Origin of the sequence: Cupriavidus laharis (genome assembly GCF_914271435.1) — a bacterium.
Taxonomy (GTDB): Bacteria; Pseudomonadota; Gammaproteobacteria; order Burkholderiales; family Burkholderiaceae; genus Cupriavidus; species Cupriavidus laharis.
Window position 1 is genome coordinate 315,277 of sequence record NZ_CAJZAI010000005.1, and the last position, 16,777, is coordinate 332,053.

General features: G+C 68.0%; 19 protein-coding genes. 7 read left to right on the forward strand and 12 right to left on the reverse strand.

Annotation, left to right across the window (positions count from 1 at the left end; all coding sequences use genetic code 11):
• Positions 1–3: 3 nt before the first annotated feature.
• The 8 genes from LDO29_RS13590 to gspG form a co-directional block, all read right to left on the reverse strand.
• Positions 4–810, reverse strand: a complete 807-nt coding sequence (locus LDO29_RS13590) for a type II secretion system protein N (protein ID WP_224080304.1) — start codon at positions 808–810, stop codon at positions 4–6.
• Entirely contained in the window at positions 810–1,418 is a 609-nt protein-coding gene (locus tag LDO29_RS13595; protein WP_224080305.1) for a type II secretion system protein M, read from the reverse strand. Before LDO29_RS13595 ends, LDO29_RS13590 begins: the two co-directional genes overlap by 1 nt.
• A gap of 8 nt (positions 1,419–1,426) precedes the next feature.
• The gene (gspL, locus tag LDO29_RS13600) at positions 1,427–2,818 is read right to left on the reverse strand and encodes a type II secretion system protein GspL (RefSeq protein ID WP_224080306.1); all 1,392 of its coding nucleotides are present in this window, start codon (positions 2,816–2,818) and stop codon (positions 1,427–1,429) included.
• 255 nt (positions 2,819–3,073) lie between these two features.
• Positions 3,074–4,087: a type II secretion system minor pseudopilin GspK gene (gspK, locus tag LDO29_RS13605; protein ID WP_224080307.1), complete on the reverse strand. Its 1,014-nt coding sequence runs from the start codon at positions 4,085–4,087 to the stop codon at positions 3,074–3,076.
• 2 nt (positions 4,088–4,089) lie between these two features.
• On the reverse strand, positions 4,090–4,788 hold the full coding sequence (locus LDO29_RS13610) for a PulJ/GspJ family protein (RefSeq protein WP_224080308.1): 699 nt from the start codon (positions 4,786–4,788) through the stop codon (positions 4,090–4,092).
• The gene (gene gspI / locus LDO29_RS13615) at positions 4,766–5,170 is read right to left on the reverse strand and encodes a type II secretion system minor pseudopilin GspI (protein ID WP_224080309.1); all 405 of its coding nucleotides are present in this window, start codon (positions 5,168–5,170) and stop codon (positions 4,766–4,768) included. Before gspI ends, LDO29_RS13610 begins: the two co-directional genes overlap by 23 nt.
• Positions 5,167–5,664: a GspH/FimT family pseudopilin gene (locus LDO29_RS13620; RefSeq protein ID WP_224080310.1), complete on the reverse strand. Its 498-nt coding sequence runs from the start codon at positions 5,662–5,664 to the stop codon at positions 5,167–5,169. The genes gspI and LDO29_RS13620 overlap by 4 nt, the downstream gene beginning before the upstream one ends.
• A gap of 15 nt (positions 5,665–5,679) precedes the next feature.
• Positions 5,680–6,123 (reverse strand): type II secretion system major pseudopilin GspG, encoded by a 444-nt coding sequence (gene gspG / locus LDO29_RS13625; protein WP_224080311.1) that lies wholly within the window; start codon positions 6,121–6,123, stop codon positions 5,680–5,682.
• A 240-nt stretch (positions 6,124–6,363) separates the two neighbouring features.
• Between gspG and LDO29_RS13630 the strand changes: the two genes are divergently transcribed.
• The 5 genes from LDO29_RS13630 (at position 6,364) to LDO29_RS13650 (ending at position 10,535) form a co-directional block, all read left to right on the forward strand.
• Positions 6,364–6,816, forward strand: a complete 453-nt coding sequence (locus tag LDO29_RS13630) for an RrF2 family transcriptional regulator (RefSeq protein ID WP_224080312.1) — start codon at positions 6,364–6,366, stop codon at positions 6,814–6,816.
• Between the two features lie 101 nt (positions 6,817–6,917).
• Entirely contained in the window at positions 6,918–8,138 is a 1,221-nt protein-coding gene (locus LDO29_RS13635) for a globin domain-containing protein (protein WP_224080313.1), read from the forward strand.
• A gap of 69 nt (positions 8,139–8,207) precedes the next feature.
• Entirely contained in the window at positions 8,208–8,918 is a 711-nt protein-coding gene (locus tag LDO29_RS13640) for a type II secretion system protein N (protein ID WP_224080314.1), read from the forward strand.
• Between the two features lie 168 nt (positions 8,919–9,086).
• Positions 9,087–9,656 (forward strand): EF-hand domain-containing protein, encoded by a 570-nt coding sequence (locus tag LDO29_RS13645; RefSeq protein WP_224080315.1) that lies wholly within the window; start codon positions 9,087–9,089, stop codon positions 9,654–9,656.
• Positions 9,657–10,043: 387 nt separating this feature from the next.
• Positions 10,044–10,535 (forward strand): Lrp/AsnC family transcriptional regulator, encoded by a 492-nt coding sequence (locus LDO29_RS13650; protein ID WP_224080316.1) that lies wholly within the window; start codon positions 10,044–10,046, stop codon positions 10,533–10,535.
• Positions 10,536–10,620: 85 nt separating this feature from the next.
• Here the strand turns inward: LDO29_RS13650 and LDO29_RS13655 are convergent, their stop codons facing one another.
• Entirely contained in the window at positions 10,621–11,319 is a 699-nt protein-coding gene (locus LDO29_RS13655; RefSeq protein WP_224080317.1) for a GNAT family N-acetyltransferase, read from the reverse strand.
• 354 nt (positions 11,320–11,673) lie between these two features.
• Between LDO29_RS13655 and kefF the strand changes: the two genes are divergently transcribed.
• Positions 11,674–12,231, forward strand: coding sequence for a glutathione-regulated potassium-efflux system oxidoreductase KefF (gene kefF, locus LDO29_RS13660; protein WP_224080318.1), 558 nt, complete (start codon positions 11,674–11,676; stop codon positions 12,229–12,231).
• A complete protein-coding gene (gene kefC / locus LDO29_RS13665) occupies positions 12,228–14,039 on the forward strand; it encodes a glutathione-regulated potassium-efflux system protein KefC (RefSeq protein WP_224080319.1) in 1,812 nt (603 codons plus the stop codon). Before kefF ends, kefC begins: the two co-directional genes overlap by 4 nt.
• Positions 14,040–14,058: 19 nt before the next feature.
• On the opposite strand, the gene LDO29_RS13670 is transcribed toward kefC, so the two are convergent.
• The 3 genes from LDO29_RS13670 to paaE form a co-directional block, all read right to left on the reverse strand.
• Entirely contained in the window at positions 14,059–14,694 is a 636-nt protein-coding gene (locus LDO29_RS13670) for a TetR/AcrR family transcriptional regulator (protein ID WP_224080320.1), read from the reverse strand.
• A gap of 49 nt (positions 14,695–14,743) precedes the next feature.
• On the reverse strand, positions 14,744–15,538 hold the full coding sequence (locus LDO29_RS13675) for a DUF1835 domain-containing protein (protein WP_224080321.1): 795 nt from the start codon (positions 15,536–15,538) through the stop codon (positions 14,744–14,746).
• A gap of 144 nt (positions 15,539–15,682) precedes the next feature.
• A complete protein-coding gene (gene paaE / locus LDO29_RS13680; RefSeq protein WP_224080322.1) occupies positions 15,683–16,771 on the reverse strand; it encodes a 1,2-phenylacetyl-CoA epoxidase subunit PaaE in 1,089 nt (362 codons plus the stop codon).
• Between the last annotated feature and the right edge of the window lie 6 nt (positions 16,772–16,777).

The window sequence follows — 16,777 nt, forward strand, 5'->3', positions numbered from 1 at the left end:
GCATCAGAAGCGCAGCCTTGTCACATTGTTCTCTCGTCGTCCCAGCAGGCTCAGCAGGCTGACCAGCTGCGTGGCGGCATCGGGCTCGGCATGGGCCGTGCCTTCGAAGCGTGCTTGCCGGCCCAGTGTGCCGCTGCCATCAAGGTGCAGCGGCCCGGCGATGGTGCTCAGCGCGAGCTTGCCATCGGCGCCGTTCCAGTCGATCTCGGCGCGGTAGCTGCCCAGCGGACGCAGTCGGCTCACCGCCGACGACACCTGTTCGATGCGCAGCGTGATGTGCCCGTACAGCAGCCCGCCCGCGAACTTGCCCTGCAGCGCGGACCAGTCCACGCGCATCAGGCCATCCGGGCGCAGCGTGTTGAACGGCGCGCCCACGCCTTCCAGCAGCGCAGCCGGCAGTCGAATGGCGCCGGCCTGCGCGGTCCAGCCGCGCGGGTTGACGGTCAGTCCGACCGGCGCCGGCATTGCCTCGGTATGCGTCAGCACCATGCGCGCGGTGCCGGTCAGCAGTGGCCAGAAGGCCAGCGACCATTGCAGCCGGCCCGGCAGCACCGTCGCGGTCTGGCTGCCCGCGCCTGCCGACAGCGCCAGCGTGGCGCTGCCGTGCCACAGCGAGCCCGAGGCGTCGGCCAGCAGCACGCGGCGCTGGGTGCGGGCCGCTACGGTATCGGCAATCCAGGCGGCCGGCAGCATGGCCAGCACGGTGATGCCGGTGGTGGCCAGGCCAAGCATCAGCCAGCCGGCGCGGCGCCAGCCAGCCGGGCGGCGCAGCTTGCGCCGGGGCAGCCGCAGCGACTCCAGGCGTACCATCAGCTGCGGCCGCCCGGACCCTGCAGGGTCGCGCTGACATTGACCAGCGCAGTGGCGCCGACGTAGACGACGCGCGCATCCGTGACCTTCAGGCGCTGCTGCTGGTGTACGTCCTGCAGCCAGCCGGCCACTGCGCCAAACGGCGCCTTGTCGAGCTGCACCTGAACGCTGTTGTCGGCGCCGGCCGCCAGCCGTGTCGCCTTGAGGCCGTATTTGCCGAGGCTGTCCTGCAAGGCTTGCGTGAGGGCATCGCCGCGCAACGCGGGCGCGGGGCTCGCGTTCAGGCCGCGGGCCTCCTGCGCCAGGCTTTCCATTTCCGCGAGGTTGGCGCGCATCGCCGGCAGGCTGCGCGACAGTCGCGCACGGCCATCAGCGGCGGGCTCCCACAGCACGGTGTAGACCAGTACCAATCCCAGTACCGCGGCACCGGCCGCGAGGATGGCCTGCTCGCGCGGGTTGCGCGCGGACCAGAACGCGTCGAACTGGTCACGCCAGGCCTGTGGCAGGCGCGGTTTCATGCGCGCGACCCATGCACGGGCCGGCGTGCGCCCCGGCGTCGCGGGGGCCTGCGACGTCTGGGGGCGGGGGGTGTCTTTGCTCGGGCTCATGGTTCGGTTCACAGGCCTGGCTTGATGAGCCAGCGCGAGCCAGCCGGTCCGGCGGGGCGCGTGGCCTCTGCCGTCTTGTCTTCTTCCATCTGCAGGCCGGCCTGGCGCACGGCGCCGCGCAGCGCGGCGGTATCGGTGCCGGGCTTGAGCGTGGCGACCAGCGCGCGGCCGCGGTATTCCAGTGCCTGCAGGCCATCTGGCGGGAGCTGGCGGGCCGCCTGGGCAAAACGGTCGGCCAGCGGCAGGAAATCGTCCGGCGTGCTGCGTCCGCTGGCCAGCCGCAGCTGTTCCACCTGGCGGCGCATCTGCAGCGGGGCATCCAGTACGGTCTGGATCTGCGGGAAGGCGTTATGCAGCGTCTGCAGCTGCGCGGCTTCGAGCCGCTGCTGCTCGTGGCGCAGCATCAGCCAGTGCACGTTCATGCCGAGCAGCTGGACCAGCACGATGCCGGCGACCAGTGCCAGCGGCAGGCGCCAGGCCAGCAGGTTCCAGCGGTCCGCGCGCCCCTGGGCAAACTCGAACTGCGCGAGGTCCAGACCCGCTTCCTGCAGGCAGCCCTGCGCGCCGGCAATCCACATGCGCCAGTCGGCAGCGCGGGCCTGGCGCAGCGCGGGCACCGGCGCGCTGGCCACGGCGCTGGCGTCGCCATGCCAGATGCCTTCGGGTGCAAGGGCCTGCCACGCGGCGAGCGCATCATTGCCGAGCAGCAGGCCATAGCCCTCATGGCGGCCCGTGCGCACGGTGAGTTGCCATTGGCCGCTGTCGGGCGCGGTCGCCGGCGCCAGAGTGGGTTCGACCATGCCTTCGGCCTGTGCCAGGGAAGCGGCCGCCGCTTCCACGACGAGCGTGGCCGGCTGCGCCGTGGCGCTATCGCCGTCATCGGCTTCGGCGGGCGCTGCCAGCGGCAGGCACATCTGCGCTGGCAGGATGTGGCGGCGGCGATGGCGGTGCTCGGCAAAGGCATCGAGTACCGCGCGCAGCCAGGCCCGGTCGGCCACCATCAGCAGGCGCCGCCGCGGGCCGCGCGCGGGCCGTGGGGCGTCGCCGTCCAGCGCCGGGCCCACGCCGATGTGGCACGGCTGCGGGTCGGTGGCCAAGGCGTCTTCCACCAGATTGGGCAACGCCTGCTTCAGGCGTGCCGGAGGCAGCGGTGGCACGGTAGCCGTCGTGAGTAGTACGTCACTGGCGGCCAGGATGAGCACCAGGCGCTCGGCGGCAGGCAGGGCCGCAATCTGGGCGTGGCCTTCGCGCAACACTTCCGGCGCCTGCACGGTGTCCGTGCGCCGGGTGGCCGGCCTGGCCGGTTCGCGTACCAGGGCGAACGGCAGCGCGCCGAAATGCCACGGTTGCGGTTGGTCGTGCGGCCGATGCGGCAGGCGAACGTACAGGGTGGTACTCAAGGTTTCCTAGCGTTGACGTCAGTGAGACCGTGCCTGGATGCGGATTGCCGGGGCAGCGGGAATGCCCGGGCGCGGAGATGCCGGCTGGCGGATGCGGACGGACAGGGACGCCGCTCGGCATGGCGCCACGGTCGCGGTAGCGCCGCAGCATACCTTGCCTGTGTGACTAAACCGCGTCAATAGCATTCTGCCCGGTACGCCGGCCGGCAATATCGGGAGCAGCGTGCCCAGGCACGCGTAAATCCTGGGGATGGCTCATCGCATGTCGGGCAAGCGGTCGGTGTCGTGGATCCACAGCACGCGCGTGGTGTTGGCGTTTCCCAGCACCTCGCCACGGTATACCAGCGACACCTGCAGCCGGCTGGCCCGCTCATGGCGCACCAGGCCGTAGATCAGGAAATAGTGCGAGCGCACATCGAGCATGGCGGAAAGGTTGCTGGTATCGGCCTGCGGCGCTATGCCGCTCAGCTTGGTTCGCAAGTCGCCGACATTGTTGAAGTACGCGCGGTCGCGCTCGCGTACGAGCTCGCGCGCACGGTCCAGCGCCAGGTTGCTGATGATGGCCGATAGTACTTCCGGCTCGGCCGTATTGGCATTGACCAGCGTGCGCTCGGGCAGCACCGTGATGAACGGCTCCAGGGCGGCGACCATCTCGGGCGTGTAGCCGGGAATCGCCAGCAGGCCCTGGGCGCTGTCGGGCGGGCGCGGCGCAGGCTGGCCATCGGTGCCGCCCTGCGCGGCGCGCAGCATGAAGCGGCCCGTGGTCTCGGCCAGCGACGGGTTCAGGCCCACGGTTTGTAGCAGACGGCTGTAGGCCTCCTGCGCGGCCGGGTCGACCGAGGCGGCCCGGCCCTGTGTCGGCGTGGCCGTCCACAGCACCAGGTTGGTCAGGTTGAAACGCGCCTGGGCGTCCAGGATGCGGCCGGACAGGAAAGAGGTCTCGCCCGCCTGGTCCGTGCGCAGCGCCGCGCCGAGGAAGTCCGACAGCCGGGTCTCGGCGATCGGCACGGCCCACGGCTCGCCGAGCTCGTCCACGCTGGTGCGGCGCTGGTCGTCGCGCAGGATCAGCCGGGCCCAGTCCACAGCCGCGCGCTCGATCCACGTGGCCTGCGCGAGCAGGCGCTGGTTCTCGATCGAGCGGATCTGCACCTGCTGGCGCCATAGCATGCCGGACACCACCACCACGGCGAGCGTCACCATCAGCAGCGCCGTGACCACGGCGGCGCCGCGAGCGCGTCGGCGGGGCAAGGACGGGAGGCGTCGGCGCATGGTCACAGGCCCGTCATGCAGATCTTGAGGAAGTCGCGCGGCGCGTCGCCGTCGCCCATGCGGGCCTGGACGGACAGCTCCACGGCACGGACGACTGCGCTGGTCGGTGCCGGCGCTGCCACGGCACTGGCACTAGTACTGGCGGGATTGAACAGCGCGCTGCGGATGCGGCCGTTGTCGGACAGCCAGCCCTGCGGATCGACCCACGCCCGCGCGCCAAGCCCGTCCACGTCGGAAAGGACCTGCCGCGCCTGCACATTGGCCTGCCGGCCGGCCTGGCGCAATCCCAGCAGCGCGGACTGCACGGCGGCGCGGTTGTCGACGGGCGGGGCCGCGAGGCGCACCAGCGCGTTGCCTTCCAGCCGGTAGCTGAGCGCCTGCCACATCGGCGGCTGGTTCTCTTCGCGGCGGTCGCGCACCATCAGCACCTGGCCGGATCCGACTTCTACCGGGCTGGCCTGCAACTGGTCCGCGTTGGCCAGATGTTCGCAGTCGGACTGGAACTGTCCGTAGAGCACCTTCAGCGCGTCGAGCCTGGCGTCGTGGTCGGTCAGCCGTTCGCGGCTGCGCGTCAGGCTGTCCAGCGCGCGCCAGCCGATCACGGCCATGACCGCCAGCAGCGTGATCGCCACCAGCATCTCGAGCAGCGTGAAGCCGCGCGCGGCCGCGTGGCGGCGCTCAGAGCAGGTTGCGCGTTTCATTGGGGATGATGGTGACGAGCCAGGCCAGGCGCACGGACCGGTCGCCGGCGGACGGATAGACCGCGATTTCCACACGCCGGAACGCGGGGTTGGGCGTGCCGGAGACGCTCTGCTCGCAATAGAAGGGGATACCGCCCTGCGGGCAGGCATAGCCGCTGACGCCTGGCTCGGGCCAGGTCTTGGACAGGCGCAGCGTGGCAAGGTGGTTCTCGGCGCTGAATTCGGCCAGCATGCGCGACTGCAGCGACAGGCTGGCGTCGACCATGCTCCCCATGGCGCGCATGGCCGCAGTCAGCGCCACGGCCAGGATGGTCAGTGCGACCAGCACTTCGATCAGCGTGAAGCCGCATGCCGGGCGGCGGGGACGTGCGCGTGCGGTCATGGCGTGCTGGCGAAATAGCGGCCGCCGCCGTCGCCGGCGACATCCACGCGAATCTCCCCGCGTACGAGGATGACCCGTTGCGGGCTGTCGATCAGTTCACGCCCGAAGATAAGGCGGGGCTGCCCGCCGGTGCCTGAATTGCGGCCGCCTTCGGCAACGATCACCTGATCCGGTGGCAGGCGCCACTGGCCCGGCGCGAAGACGTCGGTTCTCATGGGGATCCAGCCATTCGGTGTGGATTCGAGAAAGCGCCAGCCGCCGGTGCTGCCTTCCCAGGCGATCGGGCGGGCGCCGAGCTGGGCCTCTTCCTGCGCCAGCTCGAACAGGCGCGCGATGCGCTGGCCGTCGTCAAGCAGGCGTCCACGTTCGTTGGGCGACGCATTGACCGCCACCAGCGAGATGACAATGCCGGCGATCACCATGACCACCAGCAGTTCGAGCAGGGTGAAGCCCCGGAGCCGGCAGGCGGCGCGGCGGCGCGGGGCGGGTTTCATGTTTCTGGTGCGGCGTTATTCCCAATTGCCGATATCGGCGTCATTGCCGCTGCCGCCGGCCTGGCCGTCGGCGCCGAAGCTGAAGACGTCGATCTCGCCGCGCACACCAGGGTTCAGGTACTGGTACGGATGGCCCCACGGATCCTTGGGCAGCTTTTCCAGGTAGCCGCCGCCCTTCCAGTTGTTGGGCACGGGCTCGGTGGTCGGCTTGGCCACCAGCGCGCCCAGGCCTTGCTCGGTGGTTGGGTAGCGGCTGTTGTCGAGCCGGTAGAGCTTGAGCGCCTGCATGATCGACGAGATGTCCTGGCGCGCCGCCACGATGCGGGCTTCGTCAGGGCGGCTCATGATCTTGGGCACCACCAATGCCGCCAGCACCCCGAGGATGACGATCACCACCATGATCTCGATCAGGGTGAAGCCGCGGCTGCCGCGATTGGCGGGAGGGCGGTGCGAACTCATGGAACGGGTACTGGCAAAAAGGGGTGTGAATCTGCGCATCGTGTCTGAGCCTCTTGCTGGATGGCGGGGCGGACCGCTGGCCGCGCGCCCGGCGTTCGGCAGCCAGTATAACCGCCACCCCATGACTGTTTTTTTGTGGCGTGGGATTCTCGCACGCCGGGAGTCTGATCCATGTCACGACATTTGGCACCGCAACAAAAACTTGCATTCGAAATGCTGGTTATCTAAGATGTTGCCACGATGCAACTGACCCGCTTCTCCGACTACGCACTGCGGCTGCTGATGTACGTCGCGCGCGCCGACGGCAGCCGGCCCATCACCATTGCCGAGGTGGGGCAGCAGTTCGACATTTCGCATCACCACCTGGTGAAGGTGGCGGCGCGCCTGTCGAAGCTGGGCTGGATCACGGCCACACGCGGTCGCCACGGCGGGTTGGAACTGGGGCCGCAGGCCCATCAGCTGACCATCGGCACGATCCTGCGCGAGCTCGAAGGGCACAAGCCGGTCATTGACTGTGACAACCCGCCGTGTGCGCTGAACGGCAGCTGCCGGCTGCGCCGGGCGCTGGACGAGGCGGAGCAGGCGTTCTATCGCACGCTCGACACCGTCACCCTGGCGGATGTGACCGGCAGCCAGACCGCCGAGTCGATCATCCGGCTGCATCGCGATTTCATGAGCCGGCGTACGGCCTGAACGGCACTTCCTGTGCAGTCCGTTCAGGCGCCCGTGCGCCGGCTTTGTTGTGAGTAAAAACATGCATTTTGTTTGCATGAATTAAAACGGAGCCTTACCTGATGTTGTCTGCTGCTTCCCGCCCCTACATTGATGCCAGCGTACCGGTGTTGCGTGAACATGGTCTCGCCATCACCACCCACTTCTACCGCGAGATGTTCTCGGCCCGGCCCGAACTGACCCAGCTCTTCAACATGGGCAACCAGGCCAACGGTTCGCAGCAGCAGTCGCTCGCTTCTGCTGTGTTCGCGTACGCCGCCAACATCGACAACGCCGGCGCGCTCGCTCCGGTGGTCGAGCGCATCGTGCACAAGCATGCAGCCGTGGGCCTGAAGCCCGCGCACTATCCGATCGTCGGGAAGCACCTGCTGGGCGCCATCTCCGCCGTGCTGGGCGAAGCCGCCACGCCTGACCTGCTCGCTGCCTGGGACGAAGCCTACTGGCTGCTGGCCGGCGAACTGATCGCCGCCGAGGCGCGCCTGTACCAGAGCACGGGCCTGGCCGCGGGCGAGCGCATCGCGGTGCGCGTGGAGCGCCGCGAAGTGCAGAGCGACAACGTGGTCGCGCTGACGCTGTCGGCCGTCGACGGCCAGCCGCTGCGCGATTTCCGCCCGGGCCAGTACATCAGTGTCGAAGTCGCGCTCGCTGACGGCAACCGCCAGCAACGCCAGTATTCGCTGTCCGCCGAGCGCGGCCTGCCGACGTGGCGAATCTCGGTCAAGCGCGAGGACGGCGACCACGCCACGCCGGCCGGCGCCGTTTCCAACTGGCTGCACGCTAACGCCCAGCCCGGCACCGAACTGGCCGTGAGCGCGCCGTTCGGCGACTTCGCGCCGCGCCTGGACGGCCATCGCCCGCTGGTGCTGCTGTCCGCCGGCATCGGCATCACGCCGATGCTGTCGGTGCTGCGCACGCTGGCCCTGCAGGGCTCCAGGCGCGAAATCCTGTTCGCCCACGCCGCGCGCGATGGCCGCCACCACGCGCACCGCGCCGACGTGGCCTGGGCCCGGGAGCGCCTGCCGCAACTGCGTACCCATGTCAGCTATGAACAGCCGCAAGCCGCCGACGTGGCCGGCCGCGACTACGACCATGCGGGCACGATGCCGATCGCCGCGCTGCTCGGCTCAGCCGAGAACAGCCTGTTCATCGATGGCGACTTCCACCTGTGCGGCCCGCTCGGCTTCATGCAGGCGCAGCGGCATGCGCTGATCAGCGCCGGCGTCCCGGTCGGGCATATCCACCGCGAAGTGTTCGGCCCCGACCTGCTGGACGACCTGCTGTAAGCTGTCACAGACACGGTCATGGGCCTCTGGTACGCTTGACGCGTTCCTGTCGAGCGTACCTCCCATTCCGTGCAACTCTCCATCCGGCCCGTTTTCCGTCCCGATGCCGCGGCGTGGCTGCCGCGCGCCGCCAGCCTGGTTCTCTTCGTCGCGTTGTGCGCGCTGGCGACACGCTGGGTGCTGACCTTCAGTGCGATGCGGACCATCCCGGTACCGCAGGCAGCCCGTGTGGCGCAGACCGAAGCGGTTGAGACCGGCGCCGTGGCCACGCTGTTCGGCGGCTCCGCCCAGGGCGGCGTGCGTGACGTGCAGCTTGTCGGGGTCGTGGCGGATGTGGCCGGCGGCGCAGGCGCTGCCATCGTGTCGCTCGACGGCGGCCCGCCCAAGGCCGTCCGGGCCGGCACCGCGCTATCGCAGCAGATTCGCCTGGTCGAGATCCATGGCCGTTCGGTGGTGATCGAGCGCAATGGCGTGCGCCAGGAGATTGCGCTGCCGGTGCAGGCCGCCACGCCCCGTTCCGGCCCGGTGCCGCTGCCCGCGACGCCGCCTTCAGGAGCGGCCGCTCCGCTTGCCACGCCGATGACGCCGACCGCGCCAGCAGTGAGCCAGGCTCCGTCCCAGCCTGCGCAGGCTCCCCAGCGCGTGCCGCCAGCCCCCCCGGCCAACATGCAGCCGCAACCGCCGGCGCAGCCCCAGGCACAGGACATCGACCCGCGCCAGCTCCAGCAAGCCGTGGCGCCGCACGCGCCAATGGCCGAGCCGCTCGTGCCCAAGAACTGAGTCTGGGCTCGCTGGCTGCCGGGGCAGCCAATATTCCCGATTGCTTGCGATCGCTTACGGCCAGCGGCCTTTTCTGTGAGGCGCGTAACATCGTATTAAAAGCACCAACTTCCCTGCATCGTCCGCGTTCTAATCCGTACATGCCCACGTGATGAAAAGGAGCACGACATGCAAGGTAATTCCAAGCCGCAGATCCTCAAGCAATTCCTGGCCGCTTCCGCCGCGTTCCTCGTTGCCGGCGGCGCCTTTGCCCAAGCCGCCTCAACCGCGCCTGCACCCGCACCGGCCCAGCGCGGTGCCATGCACCACCACATGGGTCACGGCAGTGGCACGTGGATGAAGTCGGTCGATACCGACGGCGACGGCTCGATTTCCAAGGCCGAAGCCGATGCGCTCTTCAACCGCATCGACACCAACCATGACGGCAAGCTCGACAAGAACGAGCTGGCGGCCTACCGCAAGGCCTCGATGGAGCAACGCCGCGCGGAGATGCAGAAGGAATTCGAGGCGAAATTTAAGGCCGCTGACAAGAACGGGGACGGCGCGCTGACCAAGGACGAGGCCAAGGCAGGCATGCCGCGCCTGGCGCAGCGTTTCGACCAGCTCGACGCCAACCATGACGGCAAGCTGACCCTCGATGAAATCAAGGCCGGCATGCAGAAGATGCATCGGGAGCGCATGCAGCGCATGCCGCGCGGACCTGCCGCGCCGTCGGCGCCTTCCAGCAGCGGCGGCTGAGCCGGCTGAGTCCCCGTTCCGGGGGCGCAGGCTGATACGGACGCGCGACCTTCACGGGTCGCGCGTTTTTTGCTTTTCGGGGCGCGCGATGTACCAAATGCCGGCAATCGTGCCGGAAAACGGCCGAACGACCGTAGAATGCCCGCTGCCCGTGCAACCGGCTTGGCACCATCCTTGCCTTTCCACCGGTCGGTTTGCTGCCGCAGGCCCGCCATGCGCCAGCCCGCTGCGGCAAACAGGAATCCCGGCCCGTCGATGATTCGCCGCAAGAGTGATGGATACGGCTGCAAACAGGACGAGATTCAACAAAAAATTGCGTACTTGTGCACAACTTGCTAAATTTGCGCAAAAAAATTGCCAATAAACATATTGCGGAGCAACGAAATCGTGAGCAAGGTGGAGTTGGACAAGATCGACCGGAAGATCCTTGAGGTGCTGCAGACCAACGGGCGGTTGACCAACCTGGAGGTGGCCGAGCGCGTGAACCTGTCGCCGAGCCCGTGCCTGCGGCGCATCCGCCGGCTGGAGGAGATTGGCGTGATCCGCCAGTACGCGGCGCTGCTGGAGCCCGGCAAGATCGGCCTTGGCCTGCTGGCCTATATCAACGTCCGGCTGGAAAAGCATGGCGGTGCGCCCAAGGGCAAGGCGCCGCTGGACCTGTTCCGCGCTTCCATTGCCACGTGGCCGGAAGTTGCGGCCTGCCATGCCATGACCGGCGAGATGGACCTGCTGCTCAAGGTCTACGTCGAAGACATGGAGCACTTCGCGCGCTTCATGCAGGAGCAGTTGCTGGCTCACCCGTCCGTCATCGACGTCCGGTCCAGTTTTGCCCTGGAGAGCATCAAGGACACCACGGCGCTGCCCGTGGCCGGAGGCTGAGCCGCGCGTAAAAACAAAAACGGCGCATCGTCACGATGCGCCGTCTGGCGAGAGGTCCGGGTCTGGCCGGACTGCGGCAAAGGTATCAGGCGGTACCCTTCTGCGGCACCATCGAGCGCCAGAAGCGCAGTCCGAAGCGGCGCGCGTCGCGCAGGTTGCGGCGCACCAGATAGTCGAGGTCGGCAACCTGTTCGTCCAGCGCCTCGGTCAGGCGGCTCATGGTGTCCGCCGGCGGCAGTTCCAGGTAGGCGTCGGCCTCGCCGTACGCGTACTGCACCTTCATGCCGGCCTTCTTGGCGATGTGCATCATCGCTGCATTGCGCGACAGGCAGTGCATGTACAGCGTGCGCACGCTGGTGTTGCGGCCGTGGATGGCGGCACGCTCGAACAGCGCACTGCCGATGCCGCGTCCGCGCGCGCTCTTGGAAACCGACACGCCGAATTCCGCCACGCGGCCCTGTGCGTTGTCGCGCAGGTTGGCGAAGTGGCCGACGCCGACCAGTTCGAGCTTTTCGTCGTACACGCCAAACACGGAGTCGTGGTCGAAGTCGATGCTGTCGACGTACGCTTCGATCACGTGATCGCCCACCGACTGGCCGAAACGGAGCAGGCGATCCTCCTCGCCCAGGGCGAGGAAATGCTTCAGCAGGCGCGAGCGGTGATGGGCGGCCAGCTCGCGCACCAGAACGGTGGCGCGCTGGGCGGCCTGTGCGGCTTCGGCTGCCTTGCGCAGATCTTCGTCGGTTACGGCGCCGACGGCCTTGCTCAGTTCGAGCGGATTCACGATGTTTCCTTCCCGGTGCAATCCGGTTCAATCAGCGATAAAAATAGCATCGCTGTGGTGTTTGGCCAGGCACTTTTGCCTAACAACATGCCAGATTCGGGCAAACACTATCTTGATGCGACACGAAAAGTATTGTAGCGGAACTGTCAGTTACGCGTAAGCTTCCTGCGACGCAGCAGCGTCGCTCGAACCAGATTTATGAAAAAATCGTGAGCAAAATCAAAAACTTGAGAAAATGTGATGAAGTGTTGCAGCATCCTGCGTGTGTATTTGCTGCAACGCCGCATCTCCTTGCGCAACACGATGCCCGCCGAAGCGGGTACGCCTGAGCTTCCGGACTGATCCGCCGTGCCGATGACCGAATCCCCGATTGTTGTGATCTATGCGCACCCCGCGCCCAGCCGTTCGCGCGTCAACCACCCGCTGGCCGAGGCGCTTGCGTCGCTGCCGAACGTCGCCGTCCATGACCTTTATCGCCGCTATGTCGACTACGACATCGACGTCGTCGCCGAGCAGCGCGCGCTGGCAGCCGCGGACACGGTCGTCCTGCAGTACCCGGTGCACTGGTATAGCGTGCCCCCACTGCTCAAGCTCTGGCTGGACGAGGTGCTCGAATATGGCTGGGCCTACGGCCCCGGCGGCACGGCGCTGCGCGGCAAGGCCGTGCTGGCGGTGGCCAGTACCGGCGGCACCTTCGATTCCTATGGACCCGAAGGCAACCATGGCCACCCGATCGAAGCATTCCTGTTGCCGCTGGAACAGACCGCGCGGCTGTGCGGCATGGACTGGCTGCCGCCGGTGGTGCTGCATGATGCCGACAACACCGACCCCGCGGCGCTGGCCGGGCATATTGCCCATGTCTGCCGGCGCATTGGCGCCCATGAGGCAGCAGGCGCGGAGGTGCGCGCATGAACCAGCATGACTTCCTGATCGCGCTGGTGGTCTTCCTGGTGGCGGCGGTGGTGGCGGTGCCGCTGGCGCGCCGCACCGGGCTGGGCGCCGTGCTGGGCTACCTGCTGGCCGGCGCGGCCATCGGGCCGTTCGCGCTGCGGATGGTGACCAATGTCGAATCGATCCTGCACTTCTCGGAATTCGGCGTGGTGCTGATGATGTTCGTGATCGGCCTGGAACTGGAGCCGCGCAAGCTCTGGGCGCTGCGGCGGAGCATCTTCGGCTACGGCGGGTTCCAGCTTGCGGCGTGCGCGCTGGTGATCGGCATCCTTGCGGCGCTCGTCGGCGCACCCTGGCCGGTGGCGCTGGTTGCGGGGCTGGGACTGGCGCTGTCATCCACGGCCATCGCGCTTGCCACGCTGGCCGAGCGCAACCTGTTTGGCACGCCGGCGGGTGGGGCCAGCTTCGGCATCCTGCTGTTCCAGGACATCGCGGCTATCCCGATGATCGCGCTGCTGCCATTGCTGGCTGCAGAAAGCGCGGCCGACGCCGGCGGCGCGGGCGGCTGGCAGGCGGCGGCCAAGGCCGTGGCGGTGATTGCCGCCGTGGTGTTTGGCGGCCGCTACCTGGTGCGTCCGGCCTTGCGCTTCATCGCCCGGACCGACATGCGCGAGATGTTCACCGCGTTCGCGCTGCTGCTGGTGGTGGGCATTGCCCTGATGATGGATGCGGTAGGCCTGTCGATGGCGCTGGGCACCTTCGTGGCCGGCGTGCTGCTGGCCGATTCCGAATACCGCCACGCGCTCGAGGCCGACCTGGAGCCGTTCAAGGGCCTGCTGCTCGGCATGTTCTTCATGGCAGTCGGGATGTCGATCGACTTCGCGGTGCTGGCGCGCGCGCCGGGGACCGTGCTCGGGCTGGTGGTGGCCTTCGTGGTCGCCAAGACTGCCGTGCTGGTGCTGCTGGCACGGTATTTCGCCATCGCGCGCGGCCAGCGGTTGCTGTTCGCACTGCTGATCTCGCAGGGCGGCGAATTCGCCTTCGTCGTGTTCGGCGTGGCCGGCACGTCGGGCCTGCTGCCGCGCGAGACCGAGGCGCTGCTGGTGCTGATCGTGGCCTTGTCCATGGTGGCTACGCCCCTGTTGCTGCTCGCCTATGACCGGCTGGTGGCGCCCCGCGCCGGGGCGATGAAGCAGCGCGCGGACGACGCCATTACGCCGCAGGACAATCCCGTACTGATTGCCGGCTTCGGGCGTTTCGGCCAGATCATCGGCCGTTTGCTGTACGCGCAGGGCATCGGCGTGACCGTGCTGGACCATGATCCCGACCAGATCGAATTCCTGCGCCAGTACGGCTTCAAGATCTTCTACGGCGATGCCACGCGGCTGGACCTGCTGGAGGCCGCAGGCATTGCCAAGGCGCGCATCCTGGTCGTGGCCATCGACGGCATGGACGACAGCCTGCAGCTGATCGACCGCGTGCGCGAGCGCTATCCGGCGCTGCAGATCTACGCCCGGGCGCGCCATGTCTCGCACATTTACCAGCTCAAGGACCGCGGCGTGCACCTGTTCGAGCGCGAGATGTTCGAGGGTTCGCTGATGCTGGGCCGGCGGGTGCTGGAAGGGCTGGGGTTTGATCCGGCCGAGGCCCGCAACGTGGCGCTGCGGTTCCGCCGGCACAACATCCAGGCCATCGACCGCTTCTACCCGCACTACACCGACCAGAAGAAGCTGGTGTCGCTGGCGCGCCAGGCGCGCGACGAGCTGGAAGAGATGTTCCGCCAGGATCGCGAGCAGCGGCGCCAGCGGGAAGAGGCCGAATGGTCGTGACGGCCGGGCCGGTCCGCCTTCAGCGGCGGGCCAGTGCTTCCCCAGGTGTGCCGGCCTTGCCCGGCAGCCCGCCTTCGAGCATGTCCACCACCATGTCGGCGAACGCTGCGTAGGACAGCTTGCCGCCCGGCTTGAGCCAGGTGAAGGTCCAGTTGATCATGCCGAATACTGTCATGGTCAGCGCGGTCTGGTTCTCGCGCGTGACACGCTCCGGGTAGGCGCGCCGCAGCATGCGCGAGAACGCCGCGACCACGTCGCGCTCGCGGCCGAGGATGATGTCGCGCTGTTCGTCGGCCAGGAACTTGACGTCGTTGATCAGCGCGATGTGGCGCGTCTGCGAGTTCTCGTACTCGGCCAGGAAGGCGCGGATCAGGCTGGCGAAGCTTTCGCGGTCGGTGCGGCCCTGGCGCTCGGAATCGGCCTCGACCTCGGTGACGATCAGCATCAGCCGGCGCGTGTAGCGGTCCAGCAGGTCGAACAGGATCGCTTCCTTGCTCTCGTAGTAGTGGTACAGGCGCGCCTTGGAGGTGCCGCAGGCGGCAGCCAGGTCGGCCATCGAGGTGCTCGGGTAGCTGCTGTTGGCAAAGGCAGCGGCCGCCAGTTCCAGGATCTGCTCGCGCTGTGCTTCGAAATCGGGTGCCTTGGTTCGCGCCATGTCAGTCCGGCAGGGAGTGTCCGGGGGAGGGGGAGGAAGAAGGGGCGGGCTATTCCGCGCCGGACGTCTGGTGCCGGCGCAGCTCGCAGGTTTCCAGGGAGTCCGCGTTGCCGCGCAGGACCATGCGTCCCATGGAGATCAGCTCCCGGCAGCGCCAGAACACGAACCAGTCGCTGGCCAGCAGGCCTTCGATGGCGCCCATCACGCTGCCCACCACCTCGGCTGCTGGCGTCCATTCGGACGGAGCGCGTTCCATGATGATGTCGTCGATGCTGTGGTAGGCCGCCGGCACCAGCGTATTGCCCTTCCACAGCCGCACGTCGGCGTTCTCGCGTACGTTCTGCTGCCATTCGTAGCCCAGCCGGCCCAGGCGCAGCACCGAGACCGGCGCAATGGTCGAGAAGCGCCGCGCCAGCCGCGCCGGCGAGTACATGCCGATGGCCGCCAGCCCGGCCTGCGGCGGCAGTTCCAGCTCGCGCAGGTCCATGGCCACCTCATTGATGCGCTGGGGCGCCTGATAGAGGTGGAACACCACGCGGCGCAGCATCAGCTGGTCGGCCGCGCTCTGGCCGTGCCAGATGGCGACTTCCATCTCGCTCTGGCGCAACGTCTGCAACTGGTCCAGCGCCTGGCGCATCTCGGCGGTGAAGTCGATATCGGTATGGGGAGCCACGCGCTGCCAGAAGCCGGAACGGAGCTGGCCGGTGCTGTCCACGTCGACGAGCGGACCCACGGCCAGGTCGTCGCGCAGCACGACTACGGGGTCGGGCCGGGCTGCCTGGGCCAGCGCCTGGCGCAGGGTATTTCCGGCGACATCGCCGTTGACGACGTGGATATATTGCATGGCCGTGATTGTATATGGGTAGGACGGTTGTCAGTCACCTGCCGGAGCCGGCAACGCGCTCCCTTCCCATTGTAATCACGGCGTGACTTCGCCAGCCTGGCGCGCCCGCCACGGCGCGCGGCGCGGCGCACGTTCAGCGATCGTTCACCGTTCGTCGTAGCTGACCACCACCCTGGGCGTCAGCGCCCGGGCCTGGCAGGTGAGCACGAAGCCTTTTTCCATCTCCCACGGCTCCAGCGTGTAGTTCTTCTCCATCTCGACCTGGCCCTCGAGTACCTTGGCACGGCAGGTGCAACAAACGCCGCCCTTGCATGCATAGGGCAGGTCCAGCCCGGCCGCGAGCGCGGTGTCTAGCACTTTGCCGTATTCCATCGGCAGCCGCATGGTGTGCTGCTTGCCGTCCAGCACCACCACCAGCTCGGCCGTGCCGGCGTGGTCGGCATGGGCGTGCGCCGGGGCGCGCTTCTGGCGGTCCACCGGCACGCCGAAACGTTCGGCATGGATGCGGTGCGGATCCAGCCCGGCATCGCGCAGCGCCGCTTCTACGTCGTCGATCATTGAGGCAGGGCCGCACACGAAGGCGGCATCGATGGATTCCACCGGGATCAGCGTCTGCAGGAAGGCCGTGACGCGGGCATGGTCGAGCCGCCCGTGCAGCAGGTCGACCTCCTGCGGCTGGCGCGACAGCACGTGGTACAGGGTGAAGCGCGCCAGGTACTGGTTCTTCAGGTCTTCGAGCGCCTCGGAAAAGATGATGCTGTCGACGTTGCGGTTGCCGTAGACCAGCGTGAAGCGGCTTTGCGGTTCGGCCGCCAGCGTGGTGCGGATGAGCGACAGCACCGGGGTGATGCCGCTGCCCGCGGCAAAGGCGACATAGTGGCGTGCCGCGCCAGCGTCGAGCGGCACGTAGAAGCGGCCGTCCGGCGTCATCACGTCGATGACCTGCCCGGGCGCCAGCGTGTCGTGCAGGTGCGCGGAAAACATGCCGTCCTCCACCAGCTTGACTGCCACGCGCAGCTCGCCGCGCTCGATGTAGTCCTGCACGCCGCAGCAGATGGAATACGAGCGGCGCAGGTCCTGCCCGTCGACCGGGGCCCGCAGGGTCAGGAACTGGCCCTGCGTGAAGCGGTAGGCGTCGCGCAGGGTCTCGGGCACCTCGAACGCGATGGAGATCGTGTCAGCTGTCTCGGGGCGCACCTGCGCCACGCGCAGCGGATGGAACTGTGGGGTCATGGCAGC